Source organism: Pseudooceanicola sp., from assembly GCF_029213205.1.
Lineage (GTDB): Bacteria > Pseudomonadota > Alphaproteobacteria > Rhodobacterales > Rhodobacteraceae > Pseudooceanicola.
In genome coordinates, this window is the sequence record NZ_JARGNH010000011.1 from 47869 (window position 1) to 63616 (window position 15748).

At 64.2% G+C, this 15748-nt stretch carries 15 protein-coding genes; 13 read left to right on the plus strand and 2 right to left on the minus strand.

Annotated features, from left to right (window positions below; translation table 11 throughout):
- Nucleotides 1-43 precede the first annotated feature (43 nt).
- Nucleotides 44-922, minus strand: a complete 879-nt coding sequence (miaA, locus tag P1U48_RS10175) for a tRNA (adenosine(37)-N6)-dimethylallyltransferase MiaA (RefSeq protein WP_301068939.1) — start codon at nt 920-922, stop codon at nt 44-46.
- 116 nt (nt 923-1038) lie between these two features.
- On the opposite strand from miaA, the gene pyrH reads away from it, so the two are divergent.
- The 13 genes from pyrH to lpxB all read left to right on the plus strand — a co-directional run bounded on the left by pyrH (nt 1039) and on the right by lpxB (nt 13285).
- Nucleotides 1039-1776 (plus strand): UMP kinase, encoded by a 738-nt coding sequence (gene pyrH / locus P1U48_RS10180; protein ID WP_301068869.1) that lies wholly within the window; start codon nt 1039-1041, stop codon nt 1774-1776.
- Between the two features lie 85 nt (nt 1777-1861).
- Nucleotides 1862-2428 carry a ribosome recycling factor gene (frr, locus tag P1U48_RS10185; protein WP_301068870.1) on the plus strand — a complete coding sequence of 189 codons (567 nt, stop codon included), beginning with the start codon at nt 1862-1864 and terminating at the stop codon, nt 2426-2428.
- Between the two features lie 23 nt (nt 2429-2451).
- The gene (uppS, locus tag P1U48_RS10190; RefSeq protein ID WP_301068871.1) at nt 2452-3177 is read left to right on the plus strand and encodes a polyprenyl diphosphate synthase; all 726 of its coding nucleotides are present in this window, start codon (nt 2452-2454) and stop codon (nt 3175-3177) included.
- Between the two features lies 1 nt (nt 3178).
- The gene (locus P1U48_RS10195; RefSeq protein WP_301068872.1) at nt 3179-3991 is read left to right on the plus strand and encodes a phosphatidate cytidylyltransferase; all 813 of its coding nucleotides are present in this window, start codon (nt 3179-3181) and stop codon (nt 3989-3991) included.
- Between the two features lie 6 nt (nt 3992-3997).
- On the plus strand, nt 3998-5173 hold the full coding sequence (gene dxr, locus P1U48_RS10200) for a 1-deoxy-D-xylulose-5-phosphate reductoisomerase (protein WP_301068873.1): 1176 nt from the start codon (nt 3998-4000) through the stop codon (nt 5171-5173).
- A 16-nt stretch (nt 5174-5189) separates the two neighbouring features.
- A complete protein-coding gene (gene rseP / locus P1U48_RS10205; protein WP_301068874.1) occupies nt 5190-6533 on the plus strand; it encodes an RIP metalloprotease RseP in 1344 nt (447 codons plus the stop codon).
- A 134-nt stretch (nt 6534-6667) separates the two neighbouring features.
- Complete coding sequence (locus P1U48_RS10210) at nt 6668-6802, plus strand: hypothetical protein (protein ID WP_301068875.1); 135 nt, start codon at nt 6668-6670, stop codon at nt 6800-6802.
- 237 nt (nt 6803-7039) lie between these two features.
- Nucleotides 7040-9310, plus strand: a complete 2271-nt coding sequence (gene bamA / locus P1U48_RS10215) for an outer membrane protein assembly factor BamA (RefSeq protein WP_301068876.1) — start codon at nt 7040-7042, stop codon at nt 9308-9310.
- A 5-nt stretch (nt 9311-9315) separates the two neighbouring features.
- Nucleotides 9316-9921 carry an OmpH family outer membrane protein gene (locus P1U48_RS10220; protein WP_301068877.1) on the plus strand — a complete coding sequence of 202 codons (606 nt, stop codon included), beginning with the start codon at nt 9316-9318 and terminating at the stop codon, nt 9919-9921.
- Between the two features lie 88 nt (nt 9922-10009).
- Nucleotides 10010-10474, plus strand: a complete 465-nt coding sequence (gene fabZ, locus P1U48_RS10225; RefSeq protein ID WP_301068878.1) for a 3-hydroxyacyl-ACP dehydratase FabZ — start codon at nt 10010-10012, stop codon at nt 10472-10474.
- A gap of 32 nt (nt 10475-10506) precedes the next feature.
- Complete coding sequence (lpxA, locus tag P1U48_RS10230; RefSeq protein ID WP_301068879.1) at nt 10507-11310, plus strand: acyl-ACP--UDP-N-acetylglucosamine O-acyltransferase; 804 nt, start codon at nt 10507-10509, stop codon at nt 11308-11310.
- 2 nt (nt 11311-11312) lie between these two features.
- Nucleotides 11313-12119: a UDP-2,3-diacylglucosamine diphosphatase LpxI gene (lpxI, locus tag P1U48_RS10235; RefSeq protein ID WP_301068880.1), complete on the plus strand. Its 807-nt coding sequence runs from the start codon at nt 11313-11315 to the stop codon at nt 12117-12119.
- Nucleotides 12119-13285, plus strand: a complete 1167-nt coding sequence (gene lpxB / locus P1U48_RS10240) for a lipid-A-disaccharide synthase (RefSeq protein WP_301068881.1) — start codon at nt 12119-12121, stop codon at nt 13283-13285. Before lpxI ends, lpxB begins: the two co-directional genes overlap by 1 nt.
- On the opposite strand, the gene P1U48_RS10245 is transcribed toward lpxB, so the two are convergent.
- A complete protein-coding gene (locus P1U48_RS10245; RefSeq protein ID WP_301068940.1) occupies nt 13282-15690 on the minus strand; it encodes an FAD-dependent oxidoreductase in 2409 nt (802 codons plus the stop codon). The genes lpxB and P1U48_RS10245 overlap by 4 nt on opposite strands.
- Between the last annotated feature and the right edge of the window lie 58 nt (nt 15691-15748).

Here is a 15748-nt window from a genome sequence, read left to right on the forward strand (position 1 = left end):
TTGAAAGCTGTTCTTGCAGACATTTTCTGGCGACGGTTTTCTTTCAATCCGAGGTCGGAATCCGTCGCCACTTCGACATTCTCGCACGAAACCAGCTGCGCTGTCGCTTGGCATATTGTCGGGTGGCGATGCTGGCCGCCGCGCGGGCCGCGTCCAGTGTCAATTCGCCCTGCAGATGCGCCACCAATTCCCGCGCGCCGATGGCGCGGGCCGAAGGGTGGGTCGGATCCCAGCCGGGCAGGTTGGCCCGGGCCTCCTCCAGCGCGCCTGCCGCCAGCATCGCATCAAAGCGGCGGGTGATACGGGCGTTTAGCCAGTCGCGGGGCGCCTCGATCAGCAGCGGTTGCGCGTCGGCCAGCGGCAGCAGCGGCGGCGGGGTGTCGGCCTGCCAGGCGGCAATGCCGCGCCCGGTGCTTTGCTGCACCTCCCAGGCGCGCTGCACCCGCATCGGGTTCTGCTGGTCGATTCGGGCCAGGGTTTCGTCGTCCAGACCCGCCAACATCGCGGCCAGCCCCTCGGTCCTGCGGAGCCGGTCAGCCTCGGCCCGGATCGCCGCCGGGGTTTCCGGAATATCGGCCAGCCCTTCGGTCAGGGCGGTGAAATAGAGGCCGGTGCCGCCGACAATGATGACCCGTGGCCCGGTCAGCAGCGGTGCAACCTCGCGCAGCCAATGGCCGACCGAATAGCCCTGGGTCCCGGGCACATGACCATAAAGGCGGTGTTCGGCGCGGGCTGCCTCGGCCGGGTCGGGCCGGGCGGTCAGCAGCCGCCAATTGGCAAACACCTGAAAGGCATCGGCATTCACGATCACCCCGCCGCGCTGTTCGGCGATCGCCAGCGCCAGCGCGGATTTGCCCGATGCGGTTGGCCCGGCGATCAATACCGGGCGGTCGGGATCAAGATCGTGGGGTATTTTCAACAGCCAGACACCTGATACGGATAAAACGGGCAAGATCGGGGGCGATGGAGCATTGAACCGGACGGCGTTTTCCGACAGGTTGCGCGCGATCCTAGACCCCTGCCGCGACGGAGTGCAACATGGCCGCCGAAATCACTGATCTCTCGCAGACAACCTTTCGTCGCGTGCTGTTGAAAATTTCGGGTGAGGCGCTGATGGGCGACCAGCAATACGGTCTGCATCCACCGACGGTCGAACGCATCGCCCGCGAGGTGAAATCGGTCGCCGATCTCGGGGTCGAGGTCTGTATGGTTATCGGCGGCGGCAATATCTTTCGCGGTCTGTCCGGCTCGGCCCAGGGGATGGAGCGGACAACCGCCGATTACATGGGAATGCTGGGCACAGTGATGAACGCGCTGGCGATGCAATCCTCGCTGGAACAGCTTGGCGTGCACACGAGGGTCGTCAGCGCAATTCCGATGGATCAGGTCTGTGAGCCCTATATCCGTCGCCGCGCGGTGCGCCATCTTGAGAAAAAGCGCGTGGTGATCTTTGCGGCGGGCACTGGCAATCCCTATTTCACCACCGACACGGCGGCAACTTTGCGTGCCAGTGAAATGGCTTGCGAGGCGATCTTCATGGGCAAACAGGTGGACGGTGTCTATGACAAGGACCCCAAGCATCACGCCGATGCGGTGCGCTATGACGACATCTCTTATGACGATGTGCTGACCAAATACCTCAAGGTGATGGATGCCAGCGCGATTGCCCTGGCGCGCGACAACAACATGCCGATCATCGTGTTCTCGCTGGATGAGCCGGGCGGCTTTCGCACCATTCTGGCGGGCAAGGGCACCTATACCAGGGTGCATGGCTGAGGCCTGGCGAGACTATACAGCGCCGGACTGAGCGGATATTTAAGTTTCAGGCCCGGGCAGGGGCCAAGAATGGCGGATAAAATTTATGGCTGACGAAGAAATCGAAATCGACACGGATGATCTGGAACGCCGGATGGACGGCGCGCTGACGGCGCTGCGCGGTGAATTCGCGTCCCTGCGCACCGGACGGGCCTCGTCCTCGATGCTCGACCCGATCATGGTGCAGGCCTATGGCCAGCCGACACCGATTAATCAGGTCGGAACGGTGAACGTGCCGGAATCGCGGATGGTGACGATCAACGTCTGGGACAAATCCATGGTCCAGGCGGTGGAAAAGGCAATCCGCGAAAGCGGGCTGGGGATCAATCCGCAGCTGAATGGCACCATCATCATGCTGCCGATCCCCGAGCTGAACGAGGAACGGCGTCGCGAATTGACCCGGGTGGCGGCGCAATATGCCGAACACGGCCGGGTCGCCGTGCGCAATGTGCGTCGCGACGGGATGGACCAGATCAAAAAGGCCAAGGCGGCCGGTATGTCCGAGGATGACGCCAAGATCTGGGAAGCCGAGGTGCAGGATATCACCGATCGGTTCATCGGGCTGATGGACAAGGCGCTGGAAACCAAGCAAGCCGAGATCATGCAGGTTTGACTCGCCGGACAGAGGAGGGCGTCATGCCCGATGACGGCAGGCAATTCGGTGGTCCGCGTCATGTGGCGATCATCATGGATGGCAATGGACGCTGGGCGGAATCCCGCGGTCGTCCGCGGCTGTTCGGTCACCATGCCGGGGCCCGGCGGGTGCGCGAAGTGGTGCAGGCCTGCCCCGATCTGGGGGTCGAGTATCTGACGATCTTTGCCTTCTCGACCGAGAACTGGAAGCGCACCCAGAAAGAGGTGGCCGGGCTGATGAGCCTGTTCCGCAGCTATATCCGCAAAGAGGCCAAGGATCTGCGCGACCACAATGTCCGGGTGCGCTTTATCGGCGACCGGCCGGGGCTGGACATCAAGCTGCAGAACCTGATGGACGAGCTGGAAGAGATGACAGCCGAATGCGACGGCACCAACCTGACCATCGCGATCAATTACGGTGGCCGTGACGAGGTCGCTCGTGCCACCAAGCGGCTGGCCCGTGATGTGGCCGAGGGGCGCCTGGATCCAGAGGCCATAGATGTCGAAACCCTGCCGCGCTACCTCGACACGCGGGTGCTGCCGGACCCCGATCTGGTGATCCGCACCAGCGGCGAGGCGCGGATTTCAAACTTCCTGCTCTGGCAATCGGCCTATGCCGAATATGAATTCATCGACACGCTCTGGCCGGATTTCACCCATGAAATCTTTGCCGATCTGGTGGCCAGCTATGCCGGGCGCGACCGCCGCTTCGGCGGGGTCAAGGCCTGAGATGGCGGATTCGGGCGACAGGCCGGGCGTGTCCCGCAATTGGTCGGACCTGGCGCCACGGGTGATTTCCGGGGTGGTGATGCTGGGGCTCGGCGCGGTGCTGATCTGGACCGGCGGCCACTGGTTTCGCATCGCCATGGCGTTGATTGCCGGCGGCATGACCTGGGAACTGACCCGGATGTCGGTGCCGGATCGCGGCAACCTCGCCCCACAAATGGCCGTGATCGCGGCGCTGGCCAGTCTGCTGGCGTTCTACCTGCCGATCTATCTGGCGCTGCCGATGTTGCTGGTGCCGTCGCTGCTGGCGATCCGGTTGCTGCCGTCGCGGCAGGTGGTTTTCCTCATCTTTACCGCGGTGATCCTGTTCGCCGCCTTTGGCATGGCGCGGCTGCGCGGCGACTTCGGTTTTACCTGGATGCTGTGGCTGGTCACGGTTGTGGTGGTCACCGATGTCGCGGGCTATTTCGCCGGGCGGATGATCGGCGGGCCAAAGTTCTGGCCGCGTATCAGCCCGAAAAAGACCTGGTCGGGCACCGCGGCGGGCTGGATTGCGGCGGCGATTGTCGGGGTGATCTTTGGCATGGTGACCGGCAGCGGGCTGGGGCTGGCCGGGGTCAGCATTGCGGTTTCGATGGCCTCGCAACTGGGCGATATTGCCGAAAGCGCGGTGAAGCGCCGGGCCGGGGTCAAGGACAGCTCGGCGCTGATTCCGGGGCATGGCGGGCTGATGGATCGATTTGACGGCATGCTCGGCGGGTCGCTGTTTCTGTTGCTGGTCGGACCCTTCGCCGGGTTTCCGCCAGGGCTGGTGTAGGCGGCAATGCGGCGGATCAGCATCCTTGGGGCCACCGGTTCGGTGGGGCAGAGCACGATCGACCTGATCGCGCGGGCGCCTGATGAGTATGAGGTCGTCGCCCTGACCGGCGGGCGCAATATCGCGCAGCTGGCCAAGGACGCGCGCCGGTTGAACGCGCAACTGGCGGTGACCGCCCATGACGACTGCCTGGCCGATCTGCGCGTCGCGCTGCAAGGCAGCGGCATTGAGGTCGCCGCCGGGGCCGTGGCCCTCTGCGAGGCGGCGGCGCGGCCTGCGGATTGGGTGATGTCGGCGATTGTCGGCGCGGCGGGTCTGCCACCGGGCCTCGCGGCGTTGGATCAGGGCGCGACCCTGGCGCTGGCCAATAAGGAAACCCTGGTTACCGCCGGGCCGTTGGTGATGGCCCGGGCCGCCGCAAGTGGCGCGCGCATCCTGCCGGTGGACAGCGAACATTCGGCCGCCTTTCAATGCCTGACCGGTGAGGATCCGGCGCAGGTCGAGCGGCTGATTCTGACCGCCTCGGGCGGCGCCTTTCGCGATTGGCCGCTGGCGCAGCTGGCCAGTGCCACCCCGGCGCAGGCTGCCACCCATCCGACCTGGGACATGGGGCAGCGGATCACCATCGACAGCGCCTCGATGTTCAACAAGGCACTGGAAGTTATTGAAGCCAAGGAGTTCTTTGGCATCGCGCCGGATCGGATCGAGGTGCTGATCCATCCCGAATCGCTGGTGCATGCGCTGGTCGGCCATACCGACGGTGCCCTGATCGCGCATCTGGGGGCTCCGGATATGCGCCATGCGATCGGTTATGCGCTGCATTGGCCAACGCGCCGGGAGCTGCCGGTGGCGCGGCTGGATCTGGCCGAAATCGGCGGGCTGAGTTTTCAGCGCCCGGATCCGGAGCGGTTTCCGGCCCTTGGCCTGGCCCGGCAGGTGATGGCGCGCGGCGGATTGGCGGGGGCGGTGTTCAACGCCGCCAAGGAACAGGCGCTGGATGGCTTTATCGCGGGGGCGATGAAATTCACCGAAATGGCCGATGCGGTCGCCGCGAGTCTTGAACGGGCCGAGGCGGAGCCGGGTCTTATTGATGCCGAATTCACGCTTGATAACATCGTGATGGCTGATGGTCTGGCCCGCACCTGGGCGGCGGACTATATCGGCAATCTGAACAAACGATAGGAAAAGGATTTTCCGAATGGCGTTTTTGCCCGAATTCGGCAGCGTGCTGATGACTCTACTGGCCTTTGTCGTCGCCCTGTCGATCATTGTCGCCATTCATGAATATGGCCATTACATCGTCGGGCGCTGGTCGGGTATCCATGCCGAGGTGTTTTCGCTGGGCTTTGGTCCCAAGCTCTGGTCGCGGGTCGACAAGCGCGGCACCCGCTGGCAATTGGCGCTGCTGCCTTTCGGCGGCTATGTGCGGTTTTTGGGCGATGCCGATGCGGCCTCCAGCCCGGACAGCGATGTGGTGCGCCAGATGAGCGCGGCAGAGCGTCGTCACACCATGCAGGGCGCGCCGCTTTGGGCCCGCACCGCCACCGTTGCGGCAGGGCCGGTGTTCAATTTCATCCTGTCGATTGCGGTTTTTGCGGTGCTGTTCATGGCCCGCGGCGAGGTTGCCGAGCCTTTGACGGTCGGCGACATGCGGGCGCTGCCCGGTGGCGCGCTGGAACTGCGCGAGGGCGATCAGGTGCTGGCGGTAAACGGCGTCGCGGTGCCCGATTTCGACGATGGCGTTGCGATGGATGCCTTTGCCCGTGCCGTTCCCGGGACCGCTGCGCTGACCTACAAGGTCGTCCGCGATGGCGCGACGATGGAAGTGGCCGGCCCGAACCTTTACCCGCCGCTGATCACCCAGCTGGCCCCGCAATCGGCGGCCTATGATGCCGGTTTGAAATCTGGCGATGTGATCACCGAGGTCGAGGGTGAGGCGATTGTCACCTTCGATCAGCTGAAAGCCCATGTCGAAGACGGGCAGGGACGGGCGATCAAACTTGTGGTGTTCCGGCCCGGAATTGACGAAATCCTGGATTTCGTGCTGGCCCCGCGCCGGGTGGACGAACCCAAGCCAGAGGGCGGCTTTCGCACCGAATGGCGGGTCGGCATCGTCGGCGGGTTGGCGTTTGAACCCGCGACCGTGACCGTCGGGCCGATTACGGCGCTCTGGAATGGCGTCACCCAGACCGGGCGGATCGTCACCAGCTCGTTCTCGGGCCTGTGGCATATGATCACCGGGGCGATCAGCACCTGCAACATGACCGGCCCGATTGGCATCGCCCAGACCTCCGGTGCAATGGCAAGCCAGGGCGTCGAAAGCTTTGTCTGGTTTGTCGCGGCGCTGTCCACGGCGGTTGGCATGCTGAACCTGTTTCCGATCCCGGTCCTCGACGGCGGGCATCTGGTTTTCTACGCCTTCGAGGCAGTGACTGGTCGTCCGCCCTCGGACAAGGCGTTGCGGATTCTGATGGCGGCGGGGCTGACCCTGATCCTGTCGGTGATGCTGTTTGCGCTCAGCAACGATCTGTTCTGCCCCTGATTTCTGGCCGGCCAGTGCCATATCGCGGCGCTTGCCACTTTCTTGCCATAATTCGGTTCGGATTCTTGCCTCATTCCTTTGCCAGAATTGAAGGGTGAGAAAATCCGTCCATCGACCACGCAAGGAGGTCCGCCATGGCCCACGCCATCCAAAGCGGCTATAACAGCCTGTCGCTGCTGTTCACCCTGAACTGGGATCGTTTGCTCTATGTGATTGCAATCGGCCTGGCCCTGACCTTTGGGGCCTTTCTGTCTAGCCTGCTGGGCTGAGCCACCCGCGCCGCCAAACCGGCGCCCCCCTTACACCGAGAACGCGCAACCGCTGGTCGATTGCGCGTTTTGCTGTTTTGACAACATGCATTAGACCCGATACGACGATCCTCAGGGAAGTCTGACTGGGATAAAAGAATGCTGCCGAACCAACGTGCCGTAAGCAAGGCAGGCGTGATGACGCCATTGCGGATGCAAGCGCTTGTAACTCTTGTCGTTTTTTGTCTTTCGCTGCTGATGTCCGGCCTGCTGGACCGGGCCGAGGCGCAAAGCTACCGCTTCTCGCAGGTGTCGGTTTCGGGCAATGAACGGATCGAGACCGGCACGATTGTCAAATATGCATCGATTCCCAGAGGCAAGACCGTCACCGCGGCCGATCTGAACGCCGCCTACCAGCGGATCGTCAACTCTGGCCTGTTCGAAAAGGTCGATCTGACCCCGCGTGGCAGCACGCTGGTGATCAGCGTGATCGAATTCCCGACGGTCAACCGGGTCAATTTCGAGGGCAACCGCCGGATCAAGGACGAGGTTCTCTCGGCCGCGATCGGGTCAAAGTCGCGCTATGTGCTGCGCCCCAATCAGGTCGAGGCGGATGCCCAGGCGATTGCCGAGGCCTATGCCGAAGCAGGCCGGGTGGCGGCACGGGTGACCCCGCGGATCATCCGGCTGGGCGGCAACCGGGTGAACCTGGTTTTCGAGATTTTCGAGGGCAAGATTACCGAGCTTGAGCGCGTCAGCTTTGTCGGCAACAAGGTGTTTTCCGATTACCGTCTGCGTCGGGTCATCGATTCCAAACAGGCCGGGGCGTTCCGGCTGCTGATCCTGAAGGACACCTATTCCGAAGAACGGGTGGCCGCCGACCGGCAAACCCTGCGCGATTTTTATCTGTCGCGCGGCTATGTCGATTTCCGCGTCAACGCCGTCAAGGCCGAGCTGGCGCGCGAACGTGACGGCTATTTCCTGACCTTCAACATCGTCGAAGGCCAGCAGTTCAAATTTGGCAAGATCACCACCAGTTCGGAAATCCCCGATGCCAATGCGCCAGAATTTCAGGATGCGCTGAAGATCCGCCCGGGACTGGTCTATTCGCCGGTCCTGGTGGAAAACTCGATCGCCCGGATGGAACGTCTGGCGATCCGCAAGGGCATTGATTTCCTGCGTGTCGAGCCACGGATCACCCGCAACGAACGTGATCTGACTCTGGATATCGAATTCGTTCTGACCCGCGGACCGCGGGTGTTTGTCGAACGCATCGACGTCGAGGGCAACACCACCACGCTCGACAGCGTGGTGCGGCGCCAGTTCAAGGTGGCCGAAGGCGATCCGTTCAACCCGCGCGAAATCCGCGAAAGCGCCGCACGTATCCGGGCGCTCGGTTATTTCGCCAATGCCGAAGTCAACGCCCGCGAAGGCACCTCGTCATCGCAGGTGGTGGTCGACGTGAATGTCGAAGAAAAACCCACCGGCTCGCTGTCCTTTGGCGGCACCTATTCCACCTCCATCGGCTTTGGCCTGGCGGCGAATTTCAAGGAAGACAACTTTCTTGGCCGGGGACAGCGCGTGGCTCTGTCATTCTCGGGTGCGGAATCGAATCGGATATATTCGCTGAACTTCACCGAACCGGCGTTTCTGGGCCGTGACGTCGCCTTTGATTTCGGATTGGGCTATGTCGAGACCGACAATGAATACGCCGCTTATGACACCGCCACCGCCAGCTTTGGTCTGGGGCTGACATTTCCGCTGAGCGAAAGCATAAACCTCAAGACCAGCTATAACCTGAAATGGGTCGAAATCCGCGGCCTCGGGACGACCGGTGGCATCATTGCCGCAGAGGGCGCGCGCGGCGGCGAGATCACTTCGAGCCTCGGCTATCTCTTTACCTTTGACAGCCGCAGCACCGGGTTGAACCCGAATGCCGGTGTGCTGCTGAGCTTTGGCCAGGATTTCGCCGGGGCCGGTGGCGACGCGCGCTATGTGCAGACCTCGGCCAAGGCCATTGCGCAGACCAAGGTCTTTCACGAAGAGATCACCCTGCGTGCAACGCTGCAAGGCGGCGCCCTCACCACCTATGGCGGCTATGGCACACGGGTCACCGACCGCTATCTGATCGGCAGCACGGTGATGCGCGGCTTTCAGCCCGATGGCGTTGGCCCGCGTGAAATCGACACCGCCACCAACGGCGGCACGATCAATGACGCGCTTGGCGGCAAGTTCTTTGCGGTGGCGCAGTTCGAGGCGGAATTCCCTCTGGGTCTGCCGTCGGAATACGGGATCCGGGGCGGGCTGTTCTATGACGTCGGCACCGTCTGGGGCCTGGATGGCGGATCGAACGCCAGCGCCGGCGATACCGTGGTCAACAACAATGCCGCGCTGCGCCATGTGCTGGGGCTGTCGGTGTTCTGGGATACGCCGATCGGACCGTTGCGCTTCAACTGGTCCAAAGCGATCAAGAAGGAATCCTTTGACCGCGAACAGCAGTTCGAGCTGACCATTTCAACGCAGTTCTGACCGGCATGGCGGGCGCGTGCTCTCTGCGCCTGCCGGGCCTGCGCTCGCTGGCGCTGGCCCTGTTCGCTCTTGTTCTCACGGCCCCGGTCAGCCCGGCCCAGGACAGGCTTTCGACGCTTCAGAGCAATATCCTGCTGATCGACAGCGATGCGGCCTTTGCCGGATCGCAACTGGGGCAGAGCATCGCCGCCGAGATCGAAGCCAGCAGCCGCGCCCTGGCCACTGAAAACCGCGAGCTCGAGGCAACGTTGATCGATGAGGAACAGCAGCTGACCGAACAGCGCAAGACCATGGCGCCGGACGCGTTCCGCGCCCTGGCCGATGCCTTTGATGAAAAGGTGCGCAAGCTGCGCAGTGAACAGGATGCCAAGGCCCGGGCCCTGGGGCAAAAAAGCGAAGAGGGTCGCCGTCGCTTTCTGTTGACCGCCAAACCAGTGCTTGAGGAAATCATGCTTGAGACCGGGGCGGTGGCGATCATCGAGACCCGCTTTGTCTTTGTCAGCGACGAGATCGCCAATATCACCCCGGAAGTGATCCGCAGGCTGGACGCGGCCGATGCGGAGCGCAAAGATGCTACAGACCCCGCTGCACCGCCGGGCGGAGATCAGTGAACCGGTCGCATGACTTGCCCGCAACCGGGTCACTTGCTAGTCAGCGGGGCGCCGCCCTTACGCCGCGGCCAACGATAAGGAAGTTTCTATGACCGATACCCCGACCCGGGCCGGGTTCGAACTCATTCAGCGCATCATTCCGCATCGCTATCCTTTCCTCCTCGTCGACCGGGTCGAGGATATCGATGGCTATCAATCCGCCCGCGGGATCAAGAATGTCACGATGAACGAGCCGCAATTCCAGGGCCATTTCCCGGGCAATCCGATCATGCCGGGCGTGCTCATCGTCGAGGCGATGGCGCAGACGGCGGCGATTATGGTGGGCGCGGCGCTGAATATGGCCGATCGAAATATGCTGGTGTATTTCCTTGGAATCGAGGCCTGCAAATTCCGCCGTAGGGTGGTGCCGGGCGACGTGCTTGAAATGCATTTGACCACCAGCCGCGGCAAGCCCGGCAGTCGGGTCTGGAAATTCACCGGACGGGCCGAGGTCGCGGGCGAGCTGGCCTGCGAGGCCGAATTCAGCGCAATGATGGAATTGCCCAAGGACTAAGTGCCCAAGGGATCAGCCCAAGGAGCCATGGCATGTCGATCAGCCCCGAAGCACAGTGCCACCCTTCGGCGGTGATCGAGCCGGGCGCGGTGATTGGTGCAGGCTGTGAGATCGGTGCCTTTTGCCATATCGGCCCCGAGGTCCGGCTGGCCGAACAGGTGCGGCTGGACAGCCATGTGGTGGTGACCGGCACCACCCTTGTCGGCGCTGACAGCCGGATTCATTCCTTTGCCGTGGTCGGCGGCCCGCCGCAGGACATGAAATATGCTGGCGAGCCTTCGGCGCTTGAAATCGGGCCGCGCGCCCGCATCCGGGAACATGTGACGGTGAACACCGGCACTGCCGGTGGTGGCGGCGTCACCCGGATCGGTGCCGATTGCCTGCTGATGGCAGGCTGTCATGTCGCCCATGATGCGCAAATCGGTGACCGGGTTGTTCTGGTCAATGCCTGCGCGGTGGCGGGCCATTGCCAGGTCGGCGATGACGTGATCATCGGCGGGCTGTCCGGGCTGCATCAATTCGTGCGCATCGGCCAGGGGGCGATCATCGGGGCGCTGACCATGGTCGCCCATGACGTGATCCCACATGGGCTGGTGCAGGCGCCGCGCGGTGCACTGGAGGGGGTCAATATCATCGGGCTGAAACGGCGCGGCGTGGCGCGGGCGGATATAACCGCACTGATGGCCGCGTTTCAGACGCTGGCGCAGGGCGAGGGCAGCTTTCTTGAACGCGCCCAGCGGCTGGGCGGGCTGAGCGACAGCGCCTATGTCCGCCAGATCGTCGACTTCGTGACCTCGGAAAGCGACCGGTCCTATCTGACACCGGGGCGGGATTGAGCATGGCCGGGCGGCTGGGCCTGCTGGCGTTTGGCGGCGACTTGCCGCTGGAGATTCAGGCGGCCGATCCGGGCTGTTTTGTCGCCACCTTCGCCGGGGTGCCCTCCGACGTCACACCGACCATCGGCCAGCCGCATCACTTTGAACGGCTCGGGGCGTTGGTGTCGGACCTCAAGCGGTCAACGGTGGACCGGCTGGTTCTGGCAGGCGCGCTGACTCGACCCAGGCTCGACATGACCCGGCTGGACGCGGTGACGCTGGCGCAGGCGCCACGTCTGATGCCCGCATTGGCCGCCGGGGATGACGCGCTGTTGCGTCAGGTCATCCGGTTCTTTGAGGAGTCCGGGTTCGAGGTGGTCGGCGCGCATCAGATCGCGCCCGGCCTGCTGGTTGAACCGGGGCTGCACCTCGGCCCCGACCCGGATGCGGCGATGCTGGCGGATGCCGACCATGCGCTGGCGATTGTTGCGGCGCTGGGGCCGCTGGATGTCGGTCAGGCGGCGGTGGTCGCCGCCGGTCAATGCCTGGGGATCGAGACGTTGCAGGGCACCGATGCGCTGCTGGCGGCGGTCGCGGCGCTGCCTGCGGACCTGCGCCCCGGCGCGCCCGGGGTGCTGGTGAAAGCGCCGAAGCCGCAGCAGGATCTGCGCGTCGACATGCCCGCCCTGGGGCCTGAGACCATTCGGGGTGCCGCCCGGGCCGGGCTGGCGGGGATCTTGGTGACGCCGCGCCGGGTGCTGTTGATCGACCGCCCGGCGGTCGAGGCGGCGTTGGACGAGACCGGCCTGTTTCTGCTGGCGCGCGGCTGATGCGGGTGTTTCTGGTGGCTGGCGAGCCTTCGGGCGATGCGCTTGGTGCCGCGCTGATGGCCGGGCTGCGCAGCCTGTGCCCCGAGGTCAGCTTTGCCGGGGTCGGCGGGCCGTTGATGCAGGCGCAGGGCCTGGAGTCGCTGTTTCCGATGACAGAGTTGAGTGTCATGGGCCTGGCCGAGGTGCTGCCGCGCTATCCGGCGCTGCGCCGCCGCCTGTCCCAGGTCCGGCGGGCGGTGCTGGCACAAGACCCGGATCTGCTGATCACCATCGACAGCCCGGAATTCAACCTGCGGCTGGCACGGGCGGTCAAGGCGCGCAGCGCCATCCGAGTGGTTCACTATGTGGCGCCGTCGGTCTGGGCCTGGCGACCACAGCGGGCGGCGCGGCTGCGTGGCAGTGTCGATCAGGTGCTGGCGCTGCTGCCGTTTGAACCACCGCTGATCGAAGCGGCGGGCGTCGCCTGCGATTTCGTTGGTCACCCGGCGGTGTCCGCGCCGCAGGCGAGCGTCGCACAGGCGGCGGCGTTTCGCCTGGCCCAGGGGCTTGGCGATGCGCCGATCCTGCTGCTGCTGCCGGGATCGCGCCGGGCTGAGGTCAGCCGCCTGATGCCGGTCTTCGGCGCCGCCCTGTCGCGGATCCGCACCGAGCGCCCTGATATCCGCGCGGTGCTGCCGGCCGCGCCCTCGGTTGCCGGTCTGGTCACCGCGCTCAGCGCCAATTGGCCGGTGACACCGCTGATCCTCGATCCGCGCGAAATGACGCCGCCCGCATTTGTTGCGCAGAAACGGGCGGCGTTTCAGGCGGCGGATCTGGCACTGGCGGCCTCCGGCTCGGTCTCGCTGGAACTGGCGGCGGCGCAGGTGCCGATGGTGATCGCCTATGACATGCATTGGCTCAGCCGGGTGATCCTGAAACGGCTGTTGCGCATCGATACGGTGACGCTGGTCAATCTGGTTGCGGAAAGCCGGACAGTGCCGGAATTCCTGGGCCACGCCTGCAAACCGGCGCCGATTGCCGAGGCGGTGCTGGACCTCTTTGACAATTCCAACGCGCAGCAGGCGGCGCTGGCGCTCTGCATGGCGCGGCTGGGGCAGGGCGATGAAGCACAGGGTCTGCGCGCCGCGCGGGCGGTGCTGGCCGGTCTGGAGCCGAAGTCCGGTTAGCCGCGCATCCGCGCACCGTCTGCATCCCAGAGCGGCGCGTCGATCCGCCGTGCCCTGCGCCTGTCGCCAAGGATCTCGATCTCGACCTGCAGCCCGGGCCGGTCGGCATCCGTCGGGACAAAGCCGAGGGCGATGCTCTGCCCGAGGTGGTGCGAATAGCCGCCCGAGGTGCAGAATCCGACGACCTCCCCATCGAGCCAGATCGGTTCATAGCCATGCACGTCGGTATCGCTGGCCTCGACGGTGAAGCCGATCAACCGCCGGTCCGGCCCACGCGCCCGCTCGGCCTCGGCCGCGGCGCGGCCAATGAAATCCACCGGCTTCTTCCAGGCGATGAAACGTTCCAGCCCGGTTTCCGCCGGGGTGTAATCGGGGCTGAATTCGTGCAGCCACGACCCGAATTGCCGATCCAGCCGCAGCGACATCATCGCCCGCATCCCGAAGGGTTTCATCCCCAGCGGTTGCCCGGCGGCCCAGAGCGTGTCCCAGAGGCTGCGCTGACAGATCGCCTCGCAATAGATCTCATAGCCGAGGTCGCCGGTATAGCTGACCCGCTGCACGATGCAGTCGACCATGCCGATGGTCATCCGCCGCACATCGAGGAATTTCATCGCCGCGACGTCATCACGGGTGCAGGCGGCCAGCACCGCGCGTGCCCGCGGACCAGCCAGTTGAAATCCGGTGACTTGATCAGAAATATTAGCCAGTTCTACGACGTTCTTCATGTTTTGCATGAACCATCTCAGGTGATAGGCTTGGGCCGAATAGCTGGCGGTCAGGCGGAACTCAGACTCGACCAGGCAAGAGATGGTGAAATCTCCGATGATCCGGCCCGAGGCCGAGAGCATTGGCGTCAACGCCATCCGCCCCGGTTTCGGCACCCGACCGGCCATGATGTGATCGAGCCAGGCACGGGCATTGGGGCCGCGCACCGCGTATTTGCCGAAATTCTGGATCTCGTTGATGCCGACGCCACCGCGCACCGCCGCACATTCGCGCGCCGTGGCGGCAAAGGCGTTGGAGCGGCGGAAGGACGGGGTTTCATAGCGCGGCTCGTTACCTTCGGCGAAGTAATTGACCACCTCCAGCCCGTATTGCTGGCCCCAGACCGCGCCCATCTGATCAAACAGCTGATACATCGGCGTGGTGCGGAACGGGCGCGCGGCGGGCTTTTCCTCGTTCGGGTAGGCGACGGAAAACCGGGTCTGGTAATTCTCGATCACCTTGGGGCGGGTGTAGCCCGGGGTGGTCCAGGTGCCAAAGCGGGCGACGTCGAAACTGGCGGTGTCGCGTTCGCATTCCCCCGCCGTCATCCACTGCGCCAACATCAGCCCGACGCCGCCGCCCTGGCTGAACCCGGCCATCACCGCGCAGGCGGACCAATAGTTGCGCAGGCCCGGCACCGGCCCGACCAGCGGGTTGCCGTCCGGGGCAAAGGTGAATGGCCCGTGGATCACCGTCTTGACCCCGGCCTTGGCCAGGACCGGGAAGCGGCGATAGGCGAATTCGATCGAGTCACTGATCTTGTCGAGGTCATCCGGCAGCAGCTCATGGCCGAAATCCCAAGGCGTGCCATCGACGGCCCAGGGTTTGGCCCGTTGCTCATAAAACCCGATGCAGAGGCCGCGCCCCTCTTGCCTGAGATAGCTTTCCCCAGCCGGGTCCATCACATGCGGATGCTCGCTATCGCGTTGATAAATCTCGGGAACGTCATCGGTGACGATGTAATGATGCTCCATCGGGTGCAGCGGCAGATAGAGCCCGGCCATCGCCGCCACTTCGCGCGCCCAGAGGCCGCCGGCATTGACGATATGTTCGGCGTGGATGCTGCCCTTGTCGGTGACGACATCCCAGCTGCCATCGGGGCGCTGATTGGTTTCGCGCACCATGCAATGGGTTTCGATCACCGCCCCCGCCATCCGCGCCGCCCTGGCATAGGCATGGGTGGTGCCGGAGGGGTCGAGATGCCCGTCAAGCGGATCGTAAAGCCCGCCGATGATGCCCTCGATATTGGTGACCGGCGCGATCTCCTTGATCTCCTCAGGCGTCACAATCCGGGTGTTCAGCCCCATGTGCCGGTGCTTGGCGCGTTCGGCCAGCATCATGTCGAACCGATCCTGGCTGTCGGCCAGGGTCACGCCGCCGACATGGTGCAGCCCGCAGGACATGCCGGTGATCTCTTCCAGCTCGCGATAGAGCCGGATGGTATAACCCTGCAGCGCCGCCATATTGGTGTCGCCGTTGATGGTGTGAAACCCGCCCGCCGCGTGCCAGGTTGATCCGCTGGTCAGCTCCGAGCGTTCCAGCAGCATCACATCGGTCCAGCCGAGTTTGGTCAGATGATAGAGCACCGAACAGCCGACGACTCCGCCGCCGATGACAACGACCCTTGCGGTGGTTTTCATATCCGTCACTCCCGAGATTTCCTGCAATATTGTGGGGGACAAACCGCAGTGTCATGGC